This is a genomic window from Campylobacter concisus, assembly GCF_902460875.1.
Taxonomy (GTDB): Bacteria; Campylobacterota; Campylobacteria; order Campylobacterales; family Campylobacteraceae; genus Campylobacter_A; species Campylobacter_A concisus_AA.
Window position 1 is genome coordinate 95523 of sequence record NZ_CABPVR010000004.1, and the last position, 20859, is coordinate 116381.

Below are 20859 nucleotides of genomic sequence, written 5' to 3' on the forward strand. Positions count from 1 at the left end.
TGTCAAAAAATTTTAATTAATCAAAAAACTTAAAAATATTAGAAAAGATACAAGCAAATTTTGCTAAAATCTTAAGCAAAATCTCAGAGCAAAGGAGTTTTTATGAGTGGAATCTCACTAATTGTCTGTTTTGTTGTAGCCATCATACTTATGATCGTTATGATCTCTAAGCTAAAAGTGCATCCATTTTTGGCACTTATGAGCATATCTTTAGTTCTTGCGATCGTCGCAGGCATTGATCTGTCCAAGATCCCAGCGATGATAGGTGTCGGTTTTAGTGGCACATTTAAGAGTATCGGTATCGTTATTATCTTTGGAACGATCATTGGCACTGTGCTTGAAAAAACGGGAGCTGCTTTAAAGCTAGCTGATATGGTCGTAAAGTTAGTCGGACAAAAGCGTCCAGAGCTTGCTATGCTCATCATGGGCTGGGTTGTCGGCATTCCGGTATTTTGTGATAGTGGATTTGTCGTTTTAAACTCTATTCGCGAGGCACTTTATAAGAAAATTTCAGCAAGCCCAGTCGCGATGTCAGTCGCACTTAGTGGCGGTCTATACGCATCTCACGTCTTTATCCCGCCAACCCCTGGTCCAATAGCAGCTGCAGGAACACTTGGTCTTGGCGGAAATTTACTCCTTGTCATCATCATGGGAACAGTCGTTTCAGTGCCTGTGTTGATAGCTGTTTATTTCTTTTCAAAGAGTGTTGGCAAAAGTGTGACTATCAGCGACAAAGATGCTGACGCTACCATCACAGCTAGCTATGAAGATCTTTTAAAGAAATTTGGCACGCTACCTAGTGGATTTTTGAGCCTTGCACCTATCATCATGCCTATCATCTTTATGGCGATTGGTTCTATTGTCGATGTTTTAGCAAAACAAGGCATGTTTGATAAAATGGCTCTCTTACCAAAGATACTTTTATTTTTAGGAAATCCTATCATTGCTCTTGCAATCGGCGTGATCTTTTGCGTATTTTTATTAGTCGAAGCCAGAAAAATAAGAGAATTTGACCACATCACAAACGAGTCTTTAAAGATCGCTGGACCGATACTCTTTATCACAGCAGCTGGCGGTGTTTTGGGCAACGTCATCACTGAGGCCGGCTTTGTAAATTTCATAAAAGAAAACGCAACCGCCATAAAAGCAATAGGAATTTTCTTCCCATTCATTATCTCAGCCGTACTAAAAACCGCTCAAGGAAGCTCGACCGTGGCTATCATCACGACAGCATCTATCATGGGCGCATTTAGCGCTGATAACTCGCTCATGCATACACTTGGCTTTACGACCGAGCTTTCAGCTGCACTTTGCGTCATGGCAATAGCATCTGGTGCGATGTGCGTATCTCACGCAAATGACAGCTACTTCTGGGTTGTGACAAATTTTAGTAAGATGAGCGCAGAACAAGGATATCGCACACAAACAGCTATGACGTTTATAATGGGTATCGTTGGTATAATTAGCGTTTACATATTATATTTGGTGCTTTTATGAAAATTTTAGTTGCGATTGATTCATTAAAAGGCTCGCTTAGCTCGCTTGAGGCGGGCCTTGCTGTAAAAGAAGGACTAGAAGAGATCGGCTGTGAGGTCGTTGTCAAGCCTATCGCAGATGGTGGCGAGGGTAGTGTAGAGGCGATGGCTGATGCACTTGGTGCGAAATTTATAGATACGATAGTTAAAAATCCACTTGGAATTGAAATTTTAGCTAGATATGCACTAAAAGATGACCTTGCAATACTTGAAATGTCAAGTGCTTCGGGCCTTACACTCATAAATCCAGATGAGAGAAATCCACTAAAAACTAGTACATTTGGTTTTGGTCAGATGATAAAAGATGCCATTGCTAAAGGCGCTAGAAAATTTATCATTGGCATCGGTGGAAGTGCGACAAATGACGCTGGTACAGGCATGCTTAGCGCACTTGGCTTTAAATTTTATGATAAAGATGGTGCTTTACTTGAAGGAAAAGGCGAAAATTTAGCCAAAATTTATGAGTTTACAGATGAAGAGGCACTAAAAGAGCTAAAGGAGTGCGAGTTTTTAATCGCCTGCGATGTAGATAATCCGCTTTATGGCATGAATGGAGCAGCCCATGTTTATGCCCCTCAAAAGGGTGCAAATGGCCGTATGGTAAAAGAGCTTGATGATGGGCTAAAACACTTTGCAACTCTTGTAAAGGAAAAGACTAATAGTAAATTTCACACACAAAAAGGTGCTGGTGCCGCTGGCGGACTTGGCTTTGCATTCGTGGCATTTTTAGGAGCGAAACTTCGCCCAGGTATTGAGATCATTACGCAGACTATTGCACTTGAAGATGAGATCAAAAAGGCTGATCTAGTCATCACTGGTGAAGGCCGCATGGACTTTCAAAGCTCAATGGGCAAGACACCAACTGGGGTTGCAAAACTAGCCAAAAAGTATCATAAGCCAGTGATTGCATTTGCTGGAAGCGTGCAAAAATGTGCCAAAGATTGCCACAAAAATGGGATTGATGCCTATTTTTGTATATTAAATGAGCCAGTGAGTCTTGAAGAAGCGATGAGAAAAGATGTTGCGATTAGAAATTTAAAGATGACAGCGGAGCAAGCCATTCGCCTTTATATGCTAAACTACAAAGCATAAATTTAAGAAGATAGAAGTTTATTTTCTATCTTTTTTCCACTTCTTTCTAAATTTTACTATCCAAATTCTATCTTTTAAGTGCTACAAAAATTCTCAAAATTTAATACATTTTGCAAAAATATAAAATAAACTTTAGAAAAAATATTTACTATGTTAAAATAAGAAAAAATTCTAAAAAGAAAGGAGAATTTTTATGCAACAGACCTTAAATTCTCGTCGCAGCTTCATTGCAGCTGCAGGATTATTTTTTGCTACGACCGCGCTAAAGGCATCACCAAAGGACTTTAGTGGTAGTGGCGTTCGCTACGGCATGGCGATAGATCTAACAAGATGTGTTGGCTGTCAGTCATGTACTATGAGCTGTATGTTGGAAAACGACGTTCAGCCAGGTGCTTTTAGAACCATTGTTTCCGAGTACGAGGCAAAGGATAAAAGCGGTAAAATGGCAGTCATTGCGTCACTTCCAAGGCTTTGCAACCACTGCAACAATCCAGCCTGTATTAGTGTTTGTCCAACTGGTGCTAGCCATCAAAGAAGTAATGGCATAGTAAAGATTGATACAAAAGAGTGCATAGGCTGTGCGCTTTGCGTAGAGGCCTGTCCATATCACGCAAGATATCTTAGCCTACATACCTACAAGGCTGATAAATGTACTTTTTGTGACCACAGACTAAGAGCAGGGCTTCAGCCAGCATGCGTAGAGAGCTGTGTGGGCGGTAGCCGTATAATAGGCGATCTTAATGATCCTAACTCAAATATCAGAAAATTTCTAGCCACACACGAGACTATGGTCATAGATAGCCCTAAAAATACAAATCCGCAGGTTTTCTACCACGGCGTTAGTGAGATTTTGGCTAAAAACGATAAGAAACTCGAGCTTGATAATGGATATAAAAAGGTTATCAGCTGGAGCGAAGAGATAGCACAGTAAAAGGAAATAAGTAATGCAAAGAAGAGAATTTTTAAAAAGATCAGCCGTGCTCTCAACACTAACCACGAGTGCTATGCTGGCAGATGAAGATAAGGACGACTATAAACCGCAGGCAAACTCACTAGAGCCTGAATTTCGAGTAAAGGACGGCAAAATTTCACTTAGTGATGGACATAGTGTTATTTTTTCGATGTGCCATGGCTGTACGACGAAGTGTGGCATAAGACTTCACGTAGACGACAAAAACGACCGCGTTTTAAGATGTAGTGGCAACCCATACCACCCACTCTCAAACGTACACTGGGCAAATTTTGACACATCGATAAATGACGCACTTCTTGCCACAACACTAAGTGGCGAAGACGAAAAGCGAGCCACAGTTTGCGCTAGAGGAGCGATATTGCCTGAGATGATAGACTCACCTGCAAGGATACTAACGCCACTAAAGAGAGTTGGTAAAAGGGGTGAGGGAAAGTGGAAGAGCATAAGCTTTGAGCAGCTAGTAGAAGAGGTAGTGGAGGGCGGAGATCTCTTTGGTGAGGGGCATGTTGATGGGCTAAGAGCAATATATAGCGATGAGCTAATCGACAGCGAAAACCCAGAGTACGGTACCAAACGCAATCAATTTTTAAGTTTTTATCTATATGACGGGCGCTCTGACATCGTTGATCGCTTTGTCAAAAAGTCATTTGGCACTATAAATCACTACTCACACGGCGGAATTTGCGGCGGCGGCTTTAGGGTCGGCGGCAAGATCGCGCACAATGCAAAGGGCTTTGCACATACAAAACCAGACTATGAAAACTCTAAATTTGTTATCTACTGGGGCACTTCGCCGTCAAATGGTGGCAACCCTTTCCAAAAACAGGCAAAAATGCTCTCTTATGCAAGAGGCACGAGAGATGACTTTAGCTACGCAGTGGTCGATCCAAGTGTTACAAATGCTGTAAAATACGCCTCTTCGGACAAAGGCCGCTGGATAGCGATAAAGCCAGGTACCGACTCAGCTCTAGCTATGGCTATGATACGCTGGATCATAAAAAATGAAAAATACGCAACGAACTACCTTATCCAGCCAAATTTAGACCAGGCAAAGCTAGCAGGCGAGATACACTGGTGCAACGCCACGCATCTAGTCATTACCGAAAAAGACCACAAAGACTATGGCAAATTTGTACTTATCAATAACGAGTGGCAGGTCTGCTCGCAAGATGGCAAGATACAAAGCTACAAGGTAAATGAACCAGCCAAGCTCTACTACAAAGGTAAAATTTTAATAGACGGCAAAAAAGTCGAGGTAAAAAGCTCAATGCAGCTTTTAAAAGAATCAGCTTATAAACATAGCTTAGAGGAGTACTCAAAAATTTGTGGTGTAAGCATTGAAGATATCATCTGGCTTTGCGAAAATTTCACCAAAAATGGCAGACAAGTGAGCACAAACGTACATGGCGGTATGATGCATACGCAAGCTGGTATGACTACTTTTGCGATCCTTTGTCTAAACACGCTCATGGGCACTTACGGCTATAAAGGCGGCAATGTCAATGCAAGTGCCGGCACACACGAGTTTTTAAAGGGCAGATATGACCTTGAGAGCTTTGAGGGCGCTTATAAACCAAATGGTCTAAATTTATCAAGATCAGGCAAATACTACGAAACAAGCTCTGAGTATAAGCGCAAAGTAGCAGCTGGCGGCAGCGGCTATCCATCAACTCAGCCATGGTATCCTATCTCTATGCCACTTGTAAACGAAACGCTTACAAGTCACAAGGCCGGCTATCCATACAAAGTAAAAGTTTTCATAAACTACATGACAAACGTACTTTACGGACAAGCAGGACTTGAAAGAGCGGTCTTAGACGTACTAAAAGATAGTAAAAATTTACCACTTTTTGTGGGCATCGATGCTTTTATGAACGAGACAAACGCCTATGCTGACTACATCGTGCCAGATGGAGTAAATTTAGAAAACTGGGCACTTCCAAACTCTCTTTGGGGAACGATCGCTAAAACTTCAGTCGTGCGCTATCCAGCTGTTAGCTCAAAGCAGGCAAAGGATAAAAACGGTAGCGCGATCGACGTTGAGGCATTTTATATAGCCGTGGCAAAGAGGCTTGGACTAAAAGGCTTTGGCAAAAATGCCTTCAAAGACAAAGACGGAAATTTCATGGACCTTGACGTAAAAGAGCAGTATTACGCGGCTGCACTAGCAAATTTAGCCTTTGATGGCGAGGGTGTGAAAGATATAAGCGACGAGGACAAAAAGCTTAGTAAGATATCAAGAGTGATGACAAAACTCAATCCTTATCTAAAAGACGAAGAGAAGCCAAAAGTGGCGCACGTGCTAGCAAAAGGCGGCAGATATGACAGCTACGAGAATGCATACAAGGGCGATAAAGCAACCATAAAAGTGCCAGCGCCTACACCAGCTTCGATCTACTATGAGCCACTTGGCGGACATAGACACTCTATTACTGGCGAATTTATGCCAGGAGTGCCGACTCTGATGTTACCAGTAGCAAGTGACGGCACGCCGCTTGAGAAATTTTTCCCACGCTCTGAGTGGAAATACACAGTGAGCTCAAGAAAGTCAAATATCCAGCACTTCTACACCTTTGTTAGTCCAAGGCTAAGATCTGTTCATCCTAAGAATTTCATAAGGATATCGACAGATGTGGCTAGCGAGCAAGGCATACGCTCAGGCGATAAGGTCAAAGTGACTACACCTTATGGTGCGCAAGTTGGTGAGGCATTTGTGACAGATGGCGTTGCTAGCGGGGTTATTAGTATCGAGCATGGATTTGGTCATGATGAGTTTGGTATAAGAACGCACATCGTCGATGGAAAGCCAGCTTTTGGGACCGCAAATTTAGAAAAAGGGGTCAATCATAATAAGCTTGGACTTCTTGATCCAAAAAGAAATGGCGAATTTAGTTTAAATGACTGGTTGGTTGGCACTTGCGCTAGACAAGCACTTCCTGCAAAGATAAGAAAGATCGGCTAGGCCGATATAAATTTGGCGAGTAGAATAAAATTTGCTTGCCAAATTTCACTTTTTGTAAGAGCTTTTGACTGGTGGATTGTAAATTTAGATACAGAGCAAGCTTTTAGGCTGCTTGCAAGCTAAAATTTCCTCATATATTTATAGGGTTTCATAGTTAAATAATGTTTTAAATTTTGCATGAGTTAAATTTAGTATTGCTAGTTTGCTTTGGCTTTAAGCGCTCTAGTTTGCTAGATCCTCAGCCACTTTTGCAGCAAGTTTTAGCTTATCGCTATCAAAGTGAGTATAAATTCTTGAGGTATTTAAGCTTGCATGACCTAGAGCTTCTTGCACCAAAACAAGGTCCTTTTGCTTTTTGTAAAGCATCGTTGCAAAGGTGTGGCGCAGCATGTGAGCACCATTTTTCTCTTTTCTGATACCAGCTTTAAAAAGGATCTGCTCTACTATGCGGCTTACGTAGGCTTGCGTCAGCCTGGTGCCTTTTTTATTTATAAAAAGATAGCCTTCTTTATTGATATAATTTATTGCGATCGCATTTAGATGAGCTTCTATTAAGTGTCGTTTTATCATAACGATGCGGTATTTGTTGCCTTTGCCTCGTATCCTAATGATAAAAAGATCGCCATCTTCAGTGATATCTTTTCGCTTTAAATTTAGAGCCTCACTCACACGAATGCCAGTAAAAATTATCGTTTTTATTATGAGCTTATTGCGATTTGAGTTTTGCTTAAAATCGCTCTCCTCGATCGCATCAAGAAATTTTTTGACCTCATCTTCGCCCATAAACTCAGGCAACTTTTGCCCTTTGTTACCGCTCACTCCGCCCCAGTTTTTTAAATTTATATCAAAAACATGGGCCTTGCCATCCTCTTCGTTTTGTTTGTCTAAAAACGCAAAGAAATTTATCACTGAGATGCGGTAATTTTTCTTGCTAGCATCGCTTAGCCCGCCGGTTGTGCTAGCTAGTATTTCACTTAACAGCTCTTCATCGATCTGCTTTAGGCTGCTAAGCTCGTAAAATTTCATCGTTTCATATATTTTTTTAAGTGGATTAAAGTAGGTATTTATGCCAGTAAGCCCCGCATTTCTCGCGCTTTTTACCAAACCATCAAGCTGGTCTATGTTTTTTATCTCGCGGCTTAGAGCGTAATTCACACTTGCAAGTGCCTTTGGATCCCTAAGCTCTTTATTCGAAAGTGAGCTAAGTTTAAATTTGACGTAGCGAGTGAGCCAAAATATAAATGAGTTTTCAAAATTATCTTTACAATCAAGCGGGTATTTCAAACCAATAACCTTAAATTTTTATTTTGAAAAGTATTATATTTGAAATTTTATGAAATAAAATTCAAAAACTATAAAAGCTTAAGCAAATATCCATTTTCAGCGGCTTCGAGCTTATATTTATGCATCTTATCAAGCTCCAAAACCACCCTGAAATATCTATCATGCCAGCCTATGATCACATTTTTAAAATGTTCATTTTCAAGTTTTAAGCTCTTAGTTTTAAAGCTTCTTGGCGGCCTTGCAAAGTCAAGAACGATCTTATTTTTCTCATAAGCAAAATGCTTTAAATTTTTAGCTTTTGTAGCGATTTTTAGCTCTTTACCGTTGGCTAGAAAGCTTATAAAACCTAGAAATTTAACATTTTTTCCATTTTTTACACTATCAACTGGTTTTGTACTAGGCTCAATCTTTATCTCGACCACCTTTTGTTCAGGCTTTGTGGTAGTTTCTTTTGTTTTGTCTGTGCTAAGATCGATCACTACAACACTTGGAGTTGGCATATCTGAGGTTTTATTTCTATCTTTATTTGAAATTTTAGTTTCATTTTTTTCTATTATCACAGGAGTGCTTACTTTTTGGCTAGGCATATTTGCCATTGTGACCGAAACATCTAGCTTTTTTGCCACAACTGGTTCTGGATTTTTTACCTTATTTAAAGCAAATTCATCGCTGTAATCGATAGTTTTATTTATATCAGCTAGCCTTTTTTCCTTTATAGTACCGTCATTCGCCCTATATCTTATGGTGACATCTAGTAAAAGTGCCGCATCGCTTGGAAATTTAAACGAAAGAGAATCAAATCTATCAAATTTTTCTATGATATTTGTTGTCATAACGCTTGTATTTAGCTCGCTAATAGGCATAAATGGGTTCTCTCTAGCAAACATACTTGCTGCAAATATAGATAAAACTAACCAAAATTTTTTCATCATTCCTACTTTTTATTAAAGTCTGGCTCAAGGCCTTGTAATTCAAAATAATCTTTTTGCAGACGCGCGTTCATTTTTTTTAAAATTTCCACGTCTTCGCTAAGCCTCTCTTTTTTACTCTGAAGGCTTAGCATAACATCAAGTGAGCGTTTGCCAAACATTATATTGCCTACATAAAAAGCAAACATAGCCACACAAATGGTGGCTATGACATAGCGTAATGTTGGTCTAATGTATTTTAAAATTTTATGAAATATGCCATCAGTGTTGCCATATTCGTCTAAAATTTCGCTCAAATATTATCCCCCAAAAACTCTCCAGTCTCAAGTTCGATCTCAAGTAAGCGGTTGTATTTTGCGTTACGCTCGCTTCTTGAAGTGGCACCTGTCTTTATCTCGCCAGTATTTAGTGCGACTGCAAAGTCAGCGATGAACGCATCTTCGCTCTCGCCGCTTCTATGACTCATTATGCAGCGATATCCGTTTCTTTGAGCAAGGCGGACAGTTTGCATGGTTTGTGTGACTGAGCCTATTTGATTTGGCTTAATTAGGATTGCATTTGCGATCTTTTTCTCAATGCCTTCGCGTAAAATTTTCTCATTTGTGACAAAAAGATCATCGCCAACTAGCTGCACTTTGCTGCCAAGCCTTTTTGTAAGCTCAGCCCAGCCGCTCCAGTCGTCCTCGCTAAGGCCATCTTCGATAGAAAATATCGGATATTTTTCACAAAGTTTTTCGTAGTAGCTAATGAGCTCGTCGCTACTAAATTTCTTGCCTTCAAGCTCGTATTTGCCGTCTTTATAAAGCTCGCTTGAAGCAACATCAAGGGCTAGCTTTATCTGACTGCCTAGTTCATATCCAGCCTCTTTTACAGCTTGTGAGATCAGTTTTAGTGGCTCTTCGTTGTCTTTTAAATTTGGAGCAAAACCACCCTCATCGCCGACAGCCGTGCTGTGTCCAGCTGCGTTTAGGATAGATTTTAGCTTGTGATAAATTTCAGTTGCGGCTCTTAGCGCCTCGCTAAATGTGCTAAAGCCAAATGGCATGATCATAAATTCTTGAAAATCAACGCTGTTGTTTGCGTGTGCGCCGCCATTTATGATGTTAAACATCGGCACTGGCAAGATGCTGGCGTTTGCACCGCCAAGGTAGCGATAAAGCGGGATATTTAGGCTCTTTGCAGCTGCACGAGCTACCGCCATAGATACGCCAAGGACTGCGTTTGCGCCTAAATTTGAGTAGTTGTGCGTGCCATCAAGCTCAAGCATCTCAGCATCGACTGCTTTTTGATTGTAGGCATCAAGGCCGATTATCGCCTCAGCGATCTTTTCATTTACGTTTGAAACGGCTTTTAAAACGCCTTTACCAGCGTATCTCTCGTCTTTGTCACGAAGCTCTAGCGCCTCGCGCTTACCAGTGCTTGCGCCACTTGGTACGATCGCACTTGCCTCGGTTCCGTCGCTTAGTCTAACTGTCGCACGAACTGTTGGGTTGCCTCTGCTGTCTAAAACCTCGTGAGCTTCTACATCTTCAATAAATACCATTATTCATCTCCTGCTTCGTTTGTTTCATCATCTTCATCTTTTGCACCGCTGCTTATTAGGTGATCTATCCCCATTGAGCCTTTGATCGCCGCTACTATCTCATCAGAAATTTCTGGGTGCTCTTTTAGGTAGGCTTTGGCGTTTTCTCTGCCTTGACCTAGTTTTTCAGCCTTGTAGCTAAACCACGCGCCTGATTTGTCGATGATGTCGAGCTTTACGCCATAGTCGATGATCTCGCCCTCTTTGCTCACACCCTCGCCAAACATGATGTCAAATTCAGCCACTTTAAATGGAGGCGCGACCTTATTTTTGACAACTTTTGCTTTTGTGCGGTTGCCGATAGGCTCGTCGTTTTGTTTAAGTGTGGCTATCTTTCTCACATCAATCCTTACAGATGAGTAAAATTTAAGCGCATTACCGCCAGTTGTGGTCTCTGGCGTGCCATATCCCATCATACCGATCTTCATACGAATTTGATTGATGAAGATAACAGTTGTCTTCATCTTGCTTAAAATTCCAGTTAGCTTTCTAAGCGCCTGGCTCATAAGCCTAGCTTGCAGACCAACGTGCTGATCGCCCATGTCGCCATCTATCTCGCTCTTTGGAGTAAGAGCAGCGACGCTATCAACTACAATAAGATCGATCGCACCACTTCTTGCAAGTGTCTCAACGATCTCAAGTGCCTGCTCGCCAAAATCTGGTTGAGAGACATAAAGGTTGTCGGTATTTACGCCTAAATTTGAAGCGTATTTTACGTCTAATGCGTGCTCTGCATCGACAAATGCACAAATTCCGCCAGCTTTTTGCGCTTCAGCTATGATATGAAGCGTGAGCGTGGTCTTACCAGAGCTCTCTGGTCCGTAGATCTCGATGATCCTGCCTTTTGGAACGCCACCTATGCCAAGAGCTAGGTCAAGCCCTAGCGAGCCAGTAGGTATCGACTCGATAGCCTCAACCTCTTTGTCGCCAAGTCTTAAAAGCGTGCCTTTACCAAAAGCTTTATCGATCTGCTTTAGCGCAAGCTCAAGCGCCTTTTTCTTGTCCGCTTCGCTCTCTGGGATAGCTATCTTTTTGTCACTATCTTTTTCTTTTGCCATTTTTTACCTTATAGTTGAAATTTGGCTTGATTTTACCTAAAAAGAGATGAATTTTACTTGATTTACTCGCAAATTATAATATTTTCGCCAAGCAGCGCAGCGCTATCAATAAGAGCAAAAAGATGCTCTTTTTCAAACAAAAATCCATAAAATTGATCTTCGTTTTTTAGTATCGCAAGCTTTAGTGGCTCTACAAGTGAGCTTGCGCAAAGTGTAAGAAAGGCTTCGTCGATACTATTTTGTGAAATTTGTGGTTTGGTTTTGAAATTTCCATCTTTTATAAAAGAGATAAATTTCTCTTGAGAGGTGGATTTATTAAATTTAAAAATTAGTTTTTCTTTTAAGGCTTCAGCCAAAATTTCATCAAATTTAACTAGATCGATGTGATTTTGAACATCTAAAATTTTGGCAAAATTTAGCAGATTTTTATCATAACTAGCCACGTTTTTCTCATGCTTGCTTTGCGCCTTTTTAGCCCTATAAACAGCGTAAAGACCGATAGCTATAAACAAAAGTGAAAGGGTAAAAACTTCGCTCAAAAACTCACTCATCATCATCCTTATAAAATGCAAACTTCAGTCTTAAGCTCTACGCCAAATTTCTCTAAAACCCTAACCTTTGCCAAATTTATAAGGCTAGTGGCGTCCTCAAAGCTTGCGTGGTTAAAATTTATCAAGAAATTCGCGTGCTCTTCGCTAAATTTCGCTCCGCCGATCACGTACCCCTTTAGCCCAACTGCCTCAAGCAGCGCCCCTGCAAAGTGCCCCTCAGGATTTACAAAGCAGCTGCCAAAGCTAGCTCCTTTTGGCTGATTTGCTCTCTTAGCACTTATAGCTTCAGATATACTTGCGTCAAAGCCACTTTGAAGCTTAAATTTAGCTCCCAAAATAGCCTCATCTATGCCGCTGTGGCGGTAGCTAAAGTTTATCTCATCCTTGCTCACCCAGCCACGAGCCAGACGCACATGCGTGAGGTTGTCGCTTATGCTAAATTTAAGCAGCCCAGCGTTCATTTTGATAAGTCCGCCAAGTGTGCCTGGGATATTTTTTAAAAACTCAAGGTGAGCTATGTTGTTTTGTTTGCAGAAGTTATAAATTTTGGCTGACTTTGTCGCAGCGCCTATCTCAAGGCAAATTTTTTCATCACAAATTTCTAAATTTATATAGTCAAAACTCTTGCCAAGCATCGCCATTTTGGGAGGATTTGGCGAGATGAGTAGGTTGTTGCCTCCGCCTATCATCACAGCACCCAAAAATTCAGGCGAATTTAGATCATCAAGGCAATTAAGCTCAAAAACTTCATGCACGCCGCCTATCTTAACCGAGGTAAATTTAGAAAAATCAACAAACCTCGTCACTGGATAAATTCCGGTATAAAATCAAGCATTCGAGTGGTAAATTCAACCATCATCGAGATCATCCAAGGCATTAAAAATATGATTACAACGACGACTAGCAAAATTTTTGGCACAAAGCTTAGCGTGGTTTCGTTTATCTGCGTGGTCGCTTGAAAAATGGAGATGATAAGACCTGCGATTAGGCCGCTTAGCAGCATCGGAAGGCTGATGTAAAGGGCGATCTTAAAGGTTTCAACTCCAAGCGAGACAAGCGTACTTTGCATCAGCTAAACCTTACTTCGTTGTATTCAGTTGGAATTAAATAGTCGTTTACGTCGATTGGCTTTTCGAAAAAGCCTTTGTCATAGCCTATTTGATAGAGCTTATTTAGCGCTTTTAGCTGCGTTTCGTTCATGCTTATTGACTCGTCATTTGCGTATAAATTTAGATACGCTTTAAGATCCTCTTTGCCAACTCTGATGAGGTTTCGCTCCATTAGCATGTGAGATAAAAATGGCTTGTGCGAAGTGGCGATCCTAACCGCCTCGCTAAGCACTCTCTCGCACTCGATCGCGTCGGTTATGGGTAGGCTTCGTCTAAGTGCCATGCCACCAAGTGGAAGCGGTAAATTTTCGCCATTTAGCTCGCTCCAGATATCCCAAATTTCACGTTCTACACAGAGCTGGTCTGAGAAATTTAAGATGCTTTCATGTATAAGCACACCAGCATCGACCTCGCCGCTAAGTACAGCATTTTCGATCTCAAGGAAATTTTTATAAACTATCCTTGCCTCTGGGTAGGCTATGCGAAAGAGTAGAGCATTTGTCGTATTTTTGCCTGAAAGTGTGACCTTAAAATTTCTCTTTAGCTGCTTGCCTTTTAGCTTGATAAGCTTTGGGCCATAGCCTTTGCCAAAGCTCACCGCGCAGCGTAAAAGTGCAAATTCATCGCAAATTTTAGGATAGAGTGCAAAGCTGATCGCTGTGGCTTCATAAGTGCCTTTTAGCGCCTCTTCGTTTAGTGTTTCTATATCAAGCGCCTTTGATGTAAAGGCTAAATTTTTACTGCTAACCCAGCCAAATTTGACCGCGGCATACATAAAAATATCGTCAGCATCAGGCGAGTGAGCGACGTTTATAGTTTTTAGATTGTGCAAAGATGATCCTTTTTTTGATTACGCCATTTTAATGAAATTTATTTAAAATAAAGTTTTAAGGGCGGTTTTTAAACGATTTTACCAGCTTTGCCTCTTTGAAATTTAGCACGTATTTCACGTCTATAGCGTCTTTAGTACCCTTTCTTCGTGCTAGGATCGTCGAGTAAAACGGATGCTTAAGTTCAAGCATCTTAATCAGTTTTTGATCGCTATCTTCTTTTTTTATATTTTCAACGATTATTGTCGTTATAAATTTGCCCTCAAACTCGTAAAATGGCCAGACTATCACGCCTGCATCGTTTGTTTTAAAGTCGTTTATTTTAGATTTTTTAGGGATATTTAGCATGGAGATGATCTTTTTGCGAGGAATTTCTGCGTTTTGCACAGAGATTACCTTTACAAGCAGGTCTTTTTTGACGCCAAGTCCATTTTTGCTAAAACGATAAACTCCGTCTTCAAGGATGCCAACCTTTTCAAAGGCATTAGCGTAGTTTGCGGCGGTGCAAGCGGTTAGAAAAAGCGCTAGAAACGTTAAAATTTTTATAAATTTCATCTTTTCTCTTAAAATTTCACTCTCTTTAGCCTATCTGAGGCGAAATTTTTCCTACCAAATTTTGCCTCATCTTTGCCGTTTAGCTCGACTAAATCGCCAGTAAAGCCACAAATGTCATTTTTGACAAGATAACTTCCCACGCCATAAGTATCAACCGGCGTGTTATGAGCTTCAAAATCTTCTATAATCTTAGGACTAAAACCTGAGCTAACGACGATTTTAACGTATTTAAAGCCAGCTTTATCAAGCGCCTCTCTTAGAGCAAATATAAGCTCCTTGCAAACGCCATGTGGGTCAAATTTGCTCGTATCTTTGCCTTCAAAATACTTATCTATCAAATTTTTACTAGTGTCAACCCTAACCGCGCCAAGCCTCTCTTTTAGGGCATTTGCAGCCCTTAATGCATCTGTGATCACGTCGTTGTTATAGTCCACTAAGGCCGTGACCTTCTCATTTTCAAAGGTTTTAGCATAAATTTCTGAGGCTTTTACTATATCCCCACCACACATTTGAATAAGCGCATGAGGCATGGTGCCACCACCTTTTAGCCCAGTAAGCTCGCCTTGAGCATCTGTGGCGACCTTTTTGATACCGCCTACAAATGATGCATAGCCGTCGCCTGGTTGCGTGCAGATGTCATCTTGCCTGTCTGCCATGCTAAAAACGTCCTTGCCATTTGCCGCTCTTATCACGTCTCTGGAGTTTGTCGCCACGCAGCTTCTTCTAGTAAGCGTCGCGTCGATCACATTTTCTAAAAAGCCAAAATTTTCATACTTGCCGCTTATCTTTAAAACTGGCTCGTTTGCATTTATTATATCGCCATCATTAAGTGCATAAATTTCAAGCTCACTTGGGTCTTTGGCAAATTTATTGATGATGGCTAAAACCTCGTCAATGCCGCAAAGCACGATATCATCACGCCTTTGGAAAAACTGCATCGTCACGTGCTGATCTGGTAAATTTTGCTTAATTATCTCATTTACTTTTAAAAAATATTTCGCCGTGAAGTAGCCCTCGCCGATCCTTGGATCTAGCCTAAAAGTCTTATCTGTTAGCCTTTTTATCTTGCCTTGCATCTTTAGCTCAAGTTCGTTCATATTTGTCCTTTTTTAGCGTGATTATAGCATTTTAGTAGAAAAGTGAAAATTATAAAAATATATTTTAAGAATGTATAAGAGTATATTTTATAAAATCTTGAAATTTTACTTTTAAAGGAAAAATATGAAAAAGTTCTTACTTCTAATGGTTGCACTATTTGCATTTGGCAATGAAAATTTGCTAGTAAGTGCGGGTGGTGGATATAAAAAGATAGTCGAAGCAGTCGCGCAAAATCTCAAAAAAGATGGCGTAAATATCGACACTTCTTTTGCAAACATCACAGCGATCATGGCGCAGGCAAAAGAGGGCAAAACTGACGTCATTGTGGGCGATGAAGACTTTTTGAAAAAGTCTGATCTAAAGATCGCTGAGTATGTAAATTTAGGCTCAGGCGCTTTGGTGCTAGCTACCAAAAAGGGCGTGAAAATAGAAAAAGTTGATGAGCTAAAAGCTCTTTCTAAGATCGCTATCCCAGATGCCGTAAAGACAGTTTATGGCAAAAGAGCGAATGAATTTATGCAAAAAGCAGACTTAAGCAGCGAGCTAAAAGATAAAATTTTAGCAGTTGCTGGTGTGCCACAAGTTGTTACTTATATATTAAACGGCGAAGTTGATGCTGGATTTATTAATCAGACCGAACTAAATGCACACAAAGATGAATTTGGTAGTTTTGTCTTGATAGACAAATCGCTTTACGCTCCAGCAAACATCGTAGCTGCAAAGCTTGAAGGATGCGATAAAAAGGCTGATTGTGAGAAATTTCTAAATGAGCTAAAAAGTGAGAGATCAAAAGAAATTTACACTAAATTTGGCATAAGATAAGGCGAAATTTGCAAGAGCTCTCTTGGCTGTTTGATCCGCTATTTTTAAGCATAAAGGTCGTTTTGTGCCAAGGGGCTTTGCTTATCATTTTTGGGCTGGCTTTAGCCTATTATTTAGCTTTTGGAAAGGCTAAATTTAAAGCTATTTTAGAGATGATCGTAACTTTTCCGCTCATCTTTCCGCCCATTGCGACTGGATTTTTACTGCTTTATCTACTTGGTAAAAATGGCATCGTCGGCAAGGCTTTAAATTTAGAAATTATTTTTAGTTTTAAGGCTCTTGTGCTAGCTGCTTTTATAGCCTCTTTACCACTATTTGTAAAGCCTGTCGCTTCTGCTCTTGGCTCACTTTCAAAAAGCCTAAGTGAAGCAGCATACAGCCTTGGGAAAGATAAATTTCAAACAGCTATTTTCGTGCTCTTTCCATGCGTTGCGAAAAGCGTAGCAGCGGCTTTTATCTTAGCGATCTCGCGTGGGCTTGGCGAGGTTGGCATAACACTTATACTTGGTGGAAATATAATAGGAAAGACCGACACTATTTCGCTTGCCATTTATAATGCCGTATACGATGGCAAAAGTGATGAAGCGCTGGTTTTAAGCCTTGTTTTGGTTGTGTTAAGTTTTATTTTGTTTGGGATTATAAATTTGCTTGATAAAAGTAAAATTTAAAGTGAGTGGCGAGAGGATGAGAGAATCGAACTCCCCACCAGACGGTCAACCGCCCAGTCATCGGGTTTGAAGCCCGTGAGCATCACCAGATTACTTTATCCTCCGTGTGCGTTATTCTAGCAGATTTAGATAAATTTTAGCCCATTTTCTATAAACTTTTTGAAATTACAAAAGGATTTCTGATTTTAAAATTTAGCGTTTTTGTATTTTTTGCTCTATTTTTTTGCTCTTGTTCTTCGGTTCTTTCTCCAGCAACTGCGCCGCTAAATGTATATGATGCGTACTCTATTTCACGCGATAAAAGGGGTATTTACTCTATCACTCGTGACAAATTTATCCAAAGCAAATTACAAAGTAAAATATTATTTTCAAAAGGTCTTAGCAATATAGATATTGAGATCGAGTGTTTTTACGGCGATGTCTACCTTATAGGGCTGGTTGATAGCAAAGAGCTTGAAGATAAGCTAGTAGAACTAGCTAAAAATACAGATGGTGTACGAGAAATTTACACCTATCTTCGCATAAAAAAGCCAGAATATCCATGCGATAGTCTAAAAATCCTTGCAAATTTAAAACAAAACCTTTTCAAAGATAGTATAGTCGAAGGAACAAATGTGCGTGTTAGTATCGTTGGTTGCGATGTTGTATTTAGTGGCGTAGTTGATAGCATTGAGCAAGAAAAACATGCTATTTGGTACGCTAAGCATATTGATGGCGTGGCAGATGTCTACTCGTTCATCAAAGTTATCAAATAAATTTAGCTTAAATATCGCGCTTTTTTACAAAGCTTGCTATTAGGCTTGGCAAGATGATTAGTGCGCCAAGAAGCATAAATACCATAACAAGATCGGTTAGTAAGCCAAAATATATAGTTGGAATAAAATTGCTAGTTATCATCACACTAAAGCCAAGAAAAATGGTGAACGATGTGTAATACATCGCATATCCGATGCTTGCATGCGCGACTTTAATGCTCTCAAAAACGCTTTTTGTAAGCATTTCTTCTTTAAAGCGGTGGATATAGTGAATGATATCATCAACGCCAATACCAATACTAATGGCTGCGATCGTGATGCTCATCACATCAAGTGGAATGCCAAAAAATCCCATCACACCAAAGAGCGTGCAAAGCGGGATTAAATTTGAAACTATTGCAATGGTTGCTAGCTTTATACTTCTAAAAATAAAGCAAAATATGACAAAAAGTATAGCGACAGTTAGTCCAAAAGTATCAACTTGTGAGCTAAGTAAATTTTGAAGCATATTGTTATAAAGCACCATCATTCCAGCAACTTCTATGCTTACATTGTCATTTTCAGTAAGCTGTGCTAGCCCTTCTCTAAGCTCCTTTAGAAATAAATTTCGTCTAAGTTCAGAGTCGCTATCGACGATCCTTATACTAAATCTAAGTTCATCATCTTCAACGCTTACATAGGGGCTTAATAAGATATTTTTATAATTTTGTGGCAATTTCTCATACATCGCAGCTAATAAAAAATCATCACTTACACCGTTATTTAGCTCTTTTATGGCTTTTATAAGGGTTGCTAGCGAGCTTACATGTCCGACAAATTTTTGCTCTTTTATATAGTCGTGAATCTTCTCAGCAACCCTTGTGTGATAGCTATTAAACCAGTATTTTGCATCCTTAGCGTTGCTTTCAAACTCATTTTCAAACTCATCTTGCTCAGTATTTTTATCTTGTTTTTGTTCTTTAAATTTCACTATCACATCAACTGGTATCGTGCCGCCAAGTTTGGTATCAATAACTTGCATTCCTTGGCGAATTTCTGTGCTTTCTTTAAAGTAGCCAATGAAGCTATTTTCAACCTTTATCTTGCTGATACCATAAACGCCAAAACAGACAACTAGCGCACAAACTATATAAATAATCTTTCTTGAGTTTAGGGCTAAATTTGCGCAGTATTTTGTAAATTTAAAGCTATTTTCAAAGGTTCTAATGGGAGCTAATTTATTTAAATTTACATTTATCGCGCCAAATAGCAAAAACGCAAGTACAAGCGAAACGCTAATGCCAGTGCTCATCATAATGCCAAGCATGATAACTGGCTTTATGTCAGCGCTCATAAGCGAACTAAAGCCAATAACCGTGGTAAATATCGCCCAAAAAGATGGAGAGAATTTATCACGAAGCGTTAGATAAATTAGCTGATTTTGGCTATATTTTGGATGCTTTGCGTAAAATTCTCGGTAGCTAACGACAAGATGAATCACAGTTGAAATGGTAATGATGAGCTGAAGTGCGATGTAGTTTGAGCTAATGACCGTCACTTCCCAGTCAAATATGCCAAAAATTCCGGTCGTAAAAATGGCACTTATAGCACATATAAACATCGGTAAAACGATCCATCTAACCTGCCTGAAAAATAGCCACAAACTAAAGCTAAGAAGAGCAAGTACGCTTAAGCCATAGACTAAAAGATCGCTCTTTATAAAGCCTATCATATCATCAGCGATCATATTTGCACCGCCTAAGAATAGCTCGTCATTTGCGTTAAATTTAGCTATAGTTGCCTTTATGGCCTCAAGGTTTTCGTGATCGCTCTTTCTAAGCTCATCTCGGTAGGCTTTAAACTCATAGGCAAGAGCCTCTAGCTTAAGTCGCTCAGCTTGTGTGATAGTGCCGTTTGACTCTTTTTGGCTAAGCAAATTTCTCTCATTTACAAGCTCATTAAATTTTTCATCTTGTTTTAAATTTAGAGCAATTGCTGTGGTTTTTAGATCTTTGCTTATTAAATTTCCGCTGTAAATCGGGCTTTTGGCAAACTCAAGCTTTGCTTTTGAAATATTTATATCTTTATCACTTAGCGTTGGAGTATGATCTAAGATACCAGTAATCCCGCCTTTTACACTATTTAAAAGCGGAATATTTATTATAGAGATGACGCTATTTACCATATCGTTTTTAGCTAGTTCATCGCCTAAATTTTTAATAAGTTCTAAATTTTTAGATGAAAAAAGATCATCTTTTGGAGTAAAAGCAACCACTAAAAATCCAGGTGAGTCGTAGCGTTTGGCTATCTCTCTATAAGCTTTTAAGTCAGGATCATGCTCAAGCAGTAGCGTTTCAGCTGACGCATCAACGCTAAGCTTAGTGCTAAGATAGCCAAAAACTACGCTTAAAGCTAAAATTAGAGCAATAATAAGCTTGTTTTTGGCAATGATAAATTTAAAAATTTGTCGCATTAAGGGTTGGTTTTATTTTGATCAGGCAAAACAGCTTCGTTTAGCTTTTGTAAAAGAGTATTGAAATCAGCGTTATTTAGCACATCACCAAACTGACTTCTATAAGTTTGAATGATGCTTACACCAACGATATCAAGATCATAAATGAGCCAGCCACGCTCTTTAGCGTCATAAAATTTATAGACAAATTCGTAGCTCTTGCCATCATTTATGAGCTCAGATGTGAGCCAATATCTATTTTTTTGAGGTTCGCTCTCGCCAGTTATATGTATCTCTTGATCTTTGTATCCTAAAAGTTTATCTATGTATGAGCTTTTTAGTTTTTGCTCAAATGCTGCGTCAAATTTGGCTTGCTCATCGCCACTTAAGCTGTTGTAACGTTTACCAAGGCTAATCTTTGCCATTTGCTTATAGTCGAAAAATGAATCAAGAAGAGCAAAAATTTCTTTTGTCTTTGCATTATTGTCTAAATTTGTATCTTTTAAAATTTCAATAACCTTTGTTGTTTTCATCTCTACTTCAGGTTTGATCTGCTCTTTTGAAATAGCAAAAAGGCTATTTGTAAAAAGTAAAATCATAGTTAGAATTTTTAAAATTTTCATAT

Annotated in this window: 20 protein-coding genes and 1 tRNA gene; 7 read left to right on the top strand and 14 right to left on the bottom strand. The window is 39.7% G+C overall.

Annotated features, from left to right (window positions below):
• The first annotated feature begins 102 nt into the window (after positions 1–102).
• From F3H01_RS02195 to F3H01_RS02210, 4 genes are all read left to right on the top strand, one after another.
• A complete protein-coding gene (locus F3H01_RS02195) occupies positions 103–1497 on the top strand; it encodes a GntP family permease (protein ID WP_149724687.1) in 1395 nt (464 codons plus the stop codon).
• Entirely contained in the window at positions 1494–2627 is a 1134-nt protein-coding gene (locus F3H01_RS02200; RefSeq protein ID WP_149724688.1) for a glycerate kinase family protein, read from the top strand. Before F3H01_RS02195 ends, F3H01_RS02200 begins: the two co-directional genes overlap by 4 nt.
• Positions 2628–2820: 193 nt before the next feature.
• Positions 2821–3558, top strand: coding sequence for a 4Fe-4S dicluster domain-containing protein (locus F3H01_RS02205; RefSeq protein ID WP_149724689.1), 738 nt, complete (start codon positions 2821–2823; stop codon positions 3556–3558).
• Between the two features lie 13 nt (positions 3559–3571).
• Positions 3572–6562: a molybdopterin-dependent oxidoreductase gene (locus F3H01_RS02210; protein ID WP_149724690.1), complete on the top strand. Its 2991-nt coding sequence runs from the start codon at positions 3572–3574 to the stop codon at positions 6560–6562.
• Positions 6563–6784: 222 nt separating this feature from the next.
• Here F3H01_RS02210 and F3H01_RS02215 read toward each other — a convergent pair whose 3' ends face one another.
• The 11 genes from F3H01_RS02215 to F3H01_RS02265 all read right to left on the bottom strand — a co-directional run bounded on the left by F3H01_RS02215 (position 6785) and on the right by F3H01_RS02265 (position 15557).
• A complete protein-coding gene (locus F3H01_RS02215) occupies positions 6785–7846 on the bottom strand; it encodes a tyrosine-type recombinase/integrase (protein ID WP_021091832.1) in 1062 nt (353 codons plus the stop codon).
• Positions 7847–7914: 68 nt separating this feature from the next.
• Positions 7915–8775 carry an AMIN domain-containing protein gene (locus tag F3H01_RS02220; protein WP_149724691.1) on the bottom strand — a complete coding sequence of 287 codons (861 nt, stop codon included), beginning with the start codon at positions 8773–8775 and terminating at the stop codon, positions 7915–7917.
• A gap of 5 nt (positions 8776–8780) precedes the next feature.
• Positions 8781–9071 (bottom strand): septum formation initiator, encoded by a 291-nt coding sequence (locus tag F3H01_RS02225; protein WP_149724692.1) that lies wholly within the window; start codon positions 9069–9071, stop codon positions 8781–8783.
• The gene (eno, locus tag F3H01_RS02230; protein ID WP_149724693.1) at positions 9068–10318 is read right to left on the bottom strand and encodes a phosphopyruvate hydratase; all 1251 of its coding nucleotides are present in this window, start codon (positions 10316–10318) and stop codon (positions 9068–9070) included. Before eno ends, F3H01_RS02225 begins: the two co-directional genes overlap by 4 nt.
• The gene (gene recA / locus F3H01_RS02235; RefSeq protein ID WP_087580781.1) at positions 10318–11415 is read right to left on the bottom strand and encodes a recombinase RecA; all 1098 of its coding nucleotides are present in this window, start codon (positions 11413–11415) and stop codon (positions 10318–10320) included. Before recA ends, eno begins: the two co-directional genes overlap by 1 nt.
• Before the next feature lie 62 nt (positions 11416–11477).
• Entirely contained in the window at positions 11478–11966 is a 489-nt protein-coding gene (locus F3H01_RS02240; protein ID WP_149724694.1) for an addiction module antitoxin, read from the bottom strand.
• 8 nt (positions 11967–11974) lie between these two features.
• Positions 11975–12772 (bottom strand): UDP-N-acetylmuramate dehydrogenase, encoded by a 798-nt coding sequence (locus F3H01_RS02245; RefSeq protein WP_149724695.1) that lies wholly within the window; start codon positions 12770–12772, stop codon positions 11975–11977.
• Positions 12769–13038, bottom strand: a complete 270-nt coding sequence (gene fliQ / locus F3H01_RS02250; protein WP_223154231.1) for a flagellar biosynthesis protein FliQ — start codon at positions 13036–13038, stop codon at positions 12769–12771. The genes F3H01_RS02245 and fliQ overlap by 4 nt, the downstream gene beginning before the upstream one ends.
• A complete protein-coding gene (locus F3H01_RS02255; protein ID WP_410470348.1) occupies positions 13035–13850 on the bottom strand; it encodes a menaquinone biosynthesis family protein in 816 nt (271 codons plus the stop codon). The genes fliQ and F3H01_RS02255 overlap by 4 nt, the downstream gene beginning before the upstream one ends.
• Before the next feature lie 112 nt (positions 13851–13962).
• Positions 13963–14460: a chemotaxis protein gene (locus tag F3H01_RS02260; RefSeq protein ID WP_149724697.1), complete on the bottom strand. Its 498-nt coding sequence runs from the start codon at positions 14458–14460 to the stop codon at positions 13963–13965.
• Between the two features lie 8 nt (positions 14461–14468).
• Positions 14469–15557 carry a nicotinate phosphoribosyltransferase gene (locus F3H01_RS02265; RefSeq protein ID WP_149724698.1) on the bottom strand — a complete coding sequence of 363 codons (1089 nt, stop codon included), beginning with the start codon at positions 15555–15557 and terminating at the stop codon, positions 14469–14471.
• A 124-nt stretch (positions 15558–15681) separates the two neighbouring features.
• Here F3H01_RS02265 and modA point away from each other — a divergent pair, with 124 nt between their 5' ends.
• Both modA and F3H01_RS02275 read left to right on the top strand, forming a co-directional pair.
• On the top strand, positions 15682–16380 hold the full coding sequence (gene modA / locus F3H01_RS02270; protein WP_149724699.1) for a molybdate ABC transporter substrate-binding protein: 699 nt from the start codon (positions 15682–15684) through the stop codon (positions 16378–16380).
• An 8-nt stretch (positions 16381–16388) separates the two neighbouring features.
• On the top strand, positions 16389–17048 hold the full coding sequence (locus F3H01_RS02275; RefSeq protein ID WP_107812047.1) for a molybdate ABC transporter permease subunit: 660 nt from the start codon (positions 16389–16391) through the stop codon (positions 17046–17048).
• A gap of 6 nt (positions 17049–17054) precedes the next feature.
• On the opposite strand, the gene F3H01_RS02280 is transcribed toward F3H01_RS02275, so the two are convergent.
• A tRNA-Sec gene (locus F3H01_RS02280) sits at positions 17055–17152 on the bottom strand.
• 75 nt (positions 17153–17227) lie between these two features.
• Here F3H01_RS02280 and F3H01_RS02285 point away from each other — a divergent pair.
• Positions 17228–17803 carry a BON domain-containing protein gene (locus F3H01_RS02285; protein WP_149724700.1) on the top strand — a complete coding sequence of 192 codons (576 nt, stop codon included), beginning with the start codon at positions 17228–17230 and terminating at the stop codon, positions 17801–17803.
• 7 nt (positions 17804–17810) lie between these two features.
• Here F3H01_RS02285 and F3H01_RS02290 read toward each other — a convergent pair whose 3' ends face one another.
• A complete protein-coding gene (locus F3H01_RS02290; RefSeq protein WP_149724701.1) occupies positions 17811–20255 on the bottom strand; it encodes an efflux RND transporter permease subunit in 2445 nt (814 codons plus the stop codon).
• Positions 20255–20857, bottom strand: a complete 603-nt coding sequence (locus F3H01_RS02295; RefSeq protein WP_107691983.1) for a Tgt2/MlaC family protein — start codon at positions 20855–20857, stop codon at positions 20255–20257. Before F3H01_RS02295 ends, F3H01_RS02290 begins: the two co-directional genes overlap by 1 nt.
• Between the last annotated feature and the right edge of the window lie 2 nt (positions 20858–20859).

Coding starts and splice junctions, on each gene's coding strand:
- eno (WP_149724693.1), bottom strand. CDS start 10,318: ATGGTATTTATTGAAGATGTAGAAGCTCACGAGGTTTTAGACAGCAGA.
- F3H01_RS02210 (WP_149724690.1), top strand. CDS start 3,572: ATGCAAAGAAGAGAATTTTTAAAAAGATCAGCCGTGCTCTCAACACTA.
- F3H01_RS02240 (WP_149724694.1), bottom strand. CDS start 11,966: ATGAGTGAGTTTTTGAGCGAAGTTTTTACCCTTTCACTTTTGTTTATA.
- F3H01_RS02195 (WP_149724687.1), top strand. CDS start 103: ATGAGTGGAATCTCACTAATTGTCTGTTTTGTTGTAGCCATCATACTT.
- F3H01_RS02205 (WP_149724689.1), top strand. CDS start 2,821: ATGCAACAGACCTTAAATTCTCGTCGCAGCTTCATTGCAGCTGCAGGA.
- F3H01_RS02220 (WP_149724691.1), bottom strand. CDS start 8,775: ATGAAAAAATTTTGGTTAGTTTTATCTATATTTGCAGCAAGTATGTTT.
- modA (WP_149724699.1), top strand. CDS start 15,682: ATGAAAAAGTTCTTACTTCTAATGGTTGCACTATTTGCATTTGGCAAT.
- F3H01_RS02200 (WP_149724688.1), top strand. CDS start 1,494: ATGAAAATTTTAGTTGCGATTGATTCATTAAAAGGCTCGCTTAGCTCG.
- F3H01_RS02265 (WP_149724698.1), bottom strand. CDS start 15,557: ATGAACGAACTTGAGCTAAAGATGCAAGGCAAGATAAAAAGGCTAACA.
- F3H01_RS02260 (WP_149724697.1), bottom strand. CDS start 14,460: ATGAAATTTATAAAAATTTTAACGTTTCTAGCGCTTTTTCTAACCGCT.
- recA (WP_087580781.1), bottom strand. CDS start 11,415: ATGGCAAAAGAAAAAGATAGTGACAAAAAGATAGCTATCCCAGAGAGC.
- F3H01_RS02255 (WP_410470348.1), bottom strand. CDS start 13,850: ATGTATGCCGCGGTCAAATTTGGCTGGGTTAGCAGTAAAAATTTAGCC.
- F3H01_RS02295 (WP_107691983.1), bottom strand. CDS start 20,857: ATGAAAATTTTAAAAATTCTAACTATGATTTTACTTTTTACAAATAGC.
- F3H01_RS02290 (WP_149724701.1), bottom strand. CDS start 20,255: ATGCGACAAATTTTTAAATTTATCATTGCCAAAAACAAGCTTATTATT.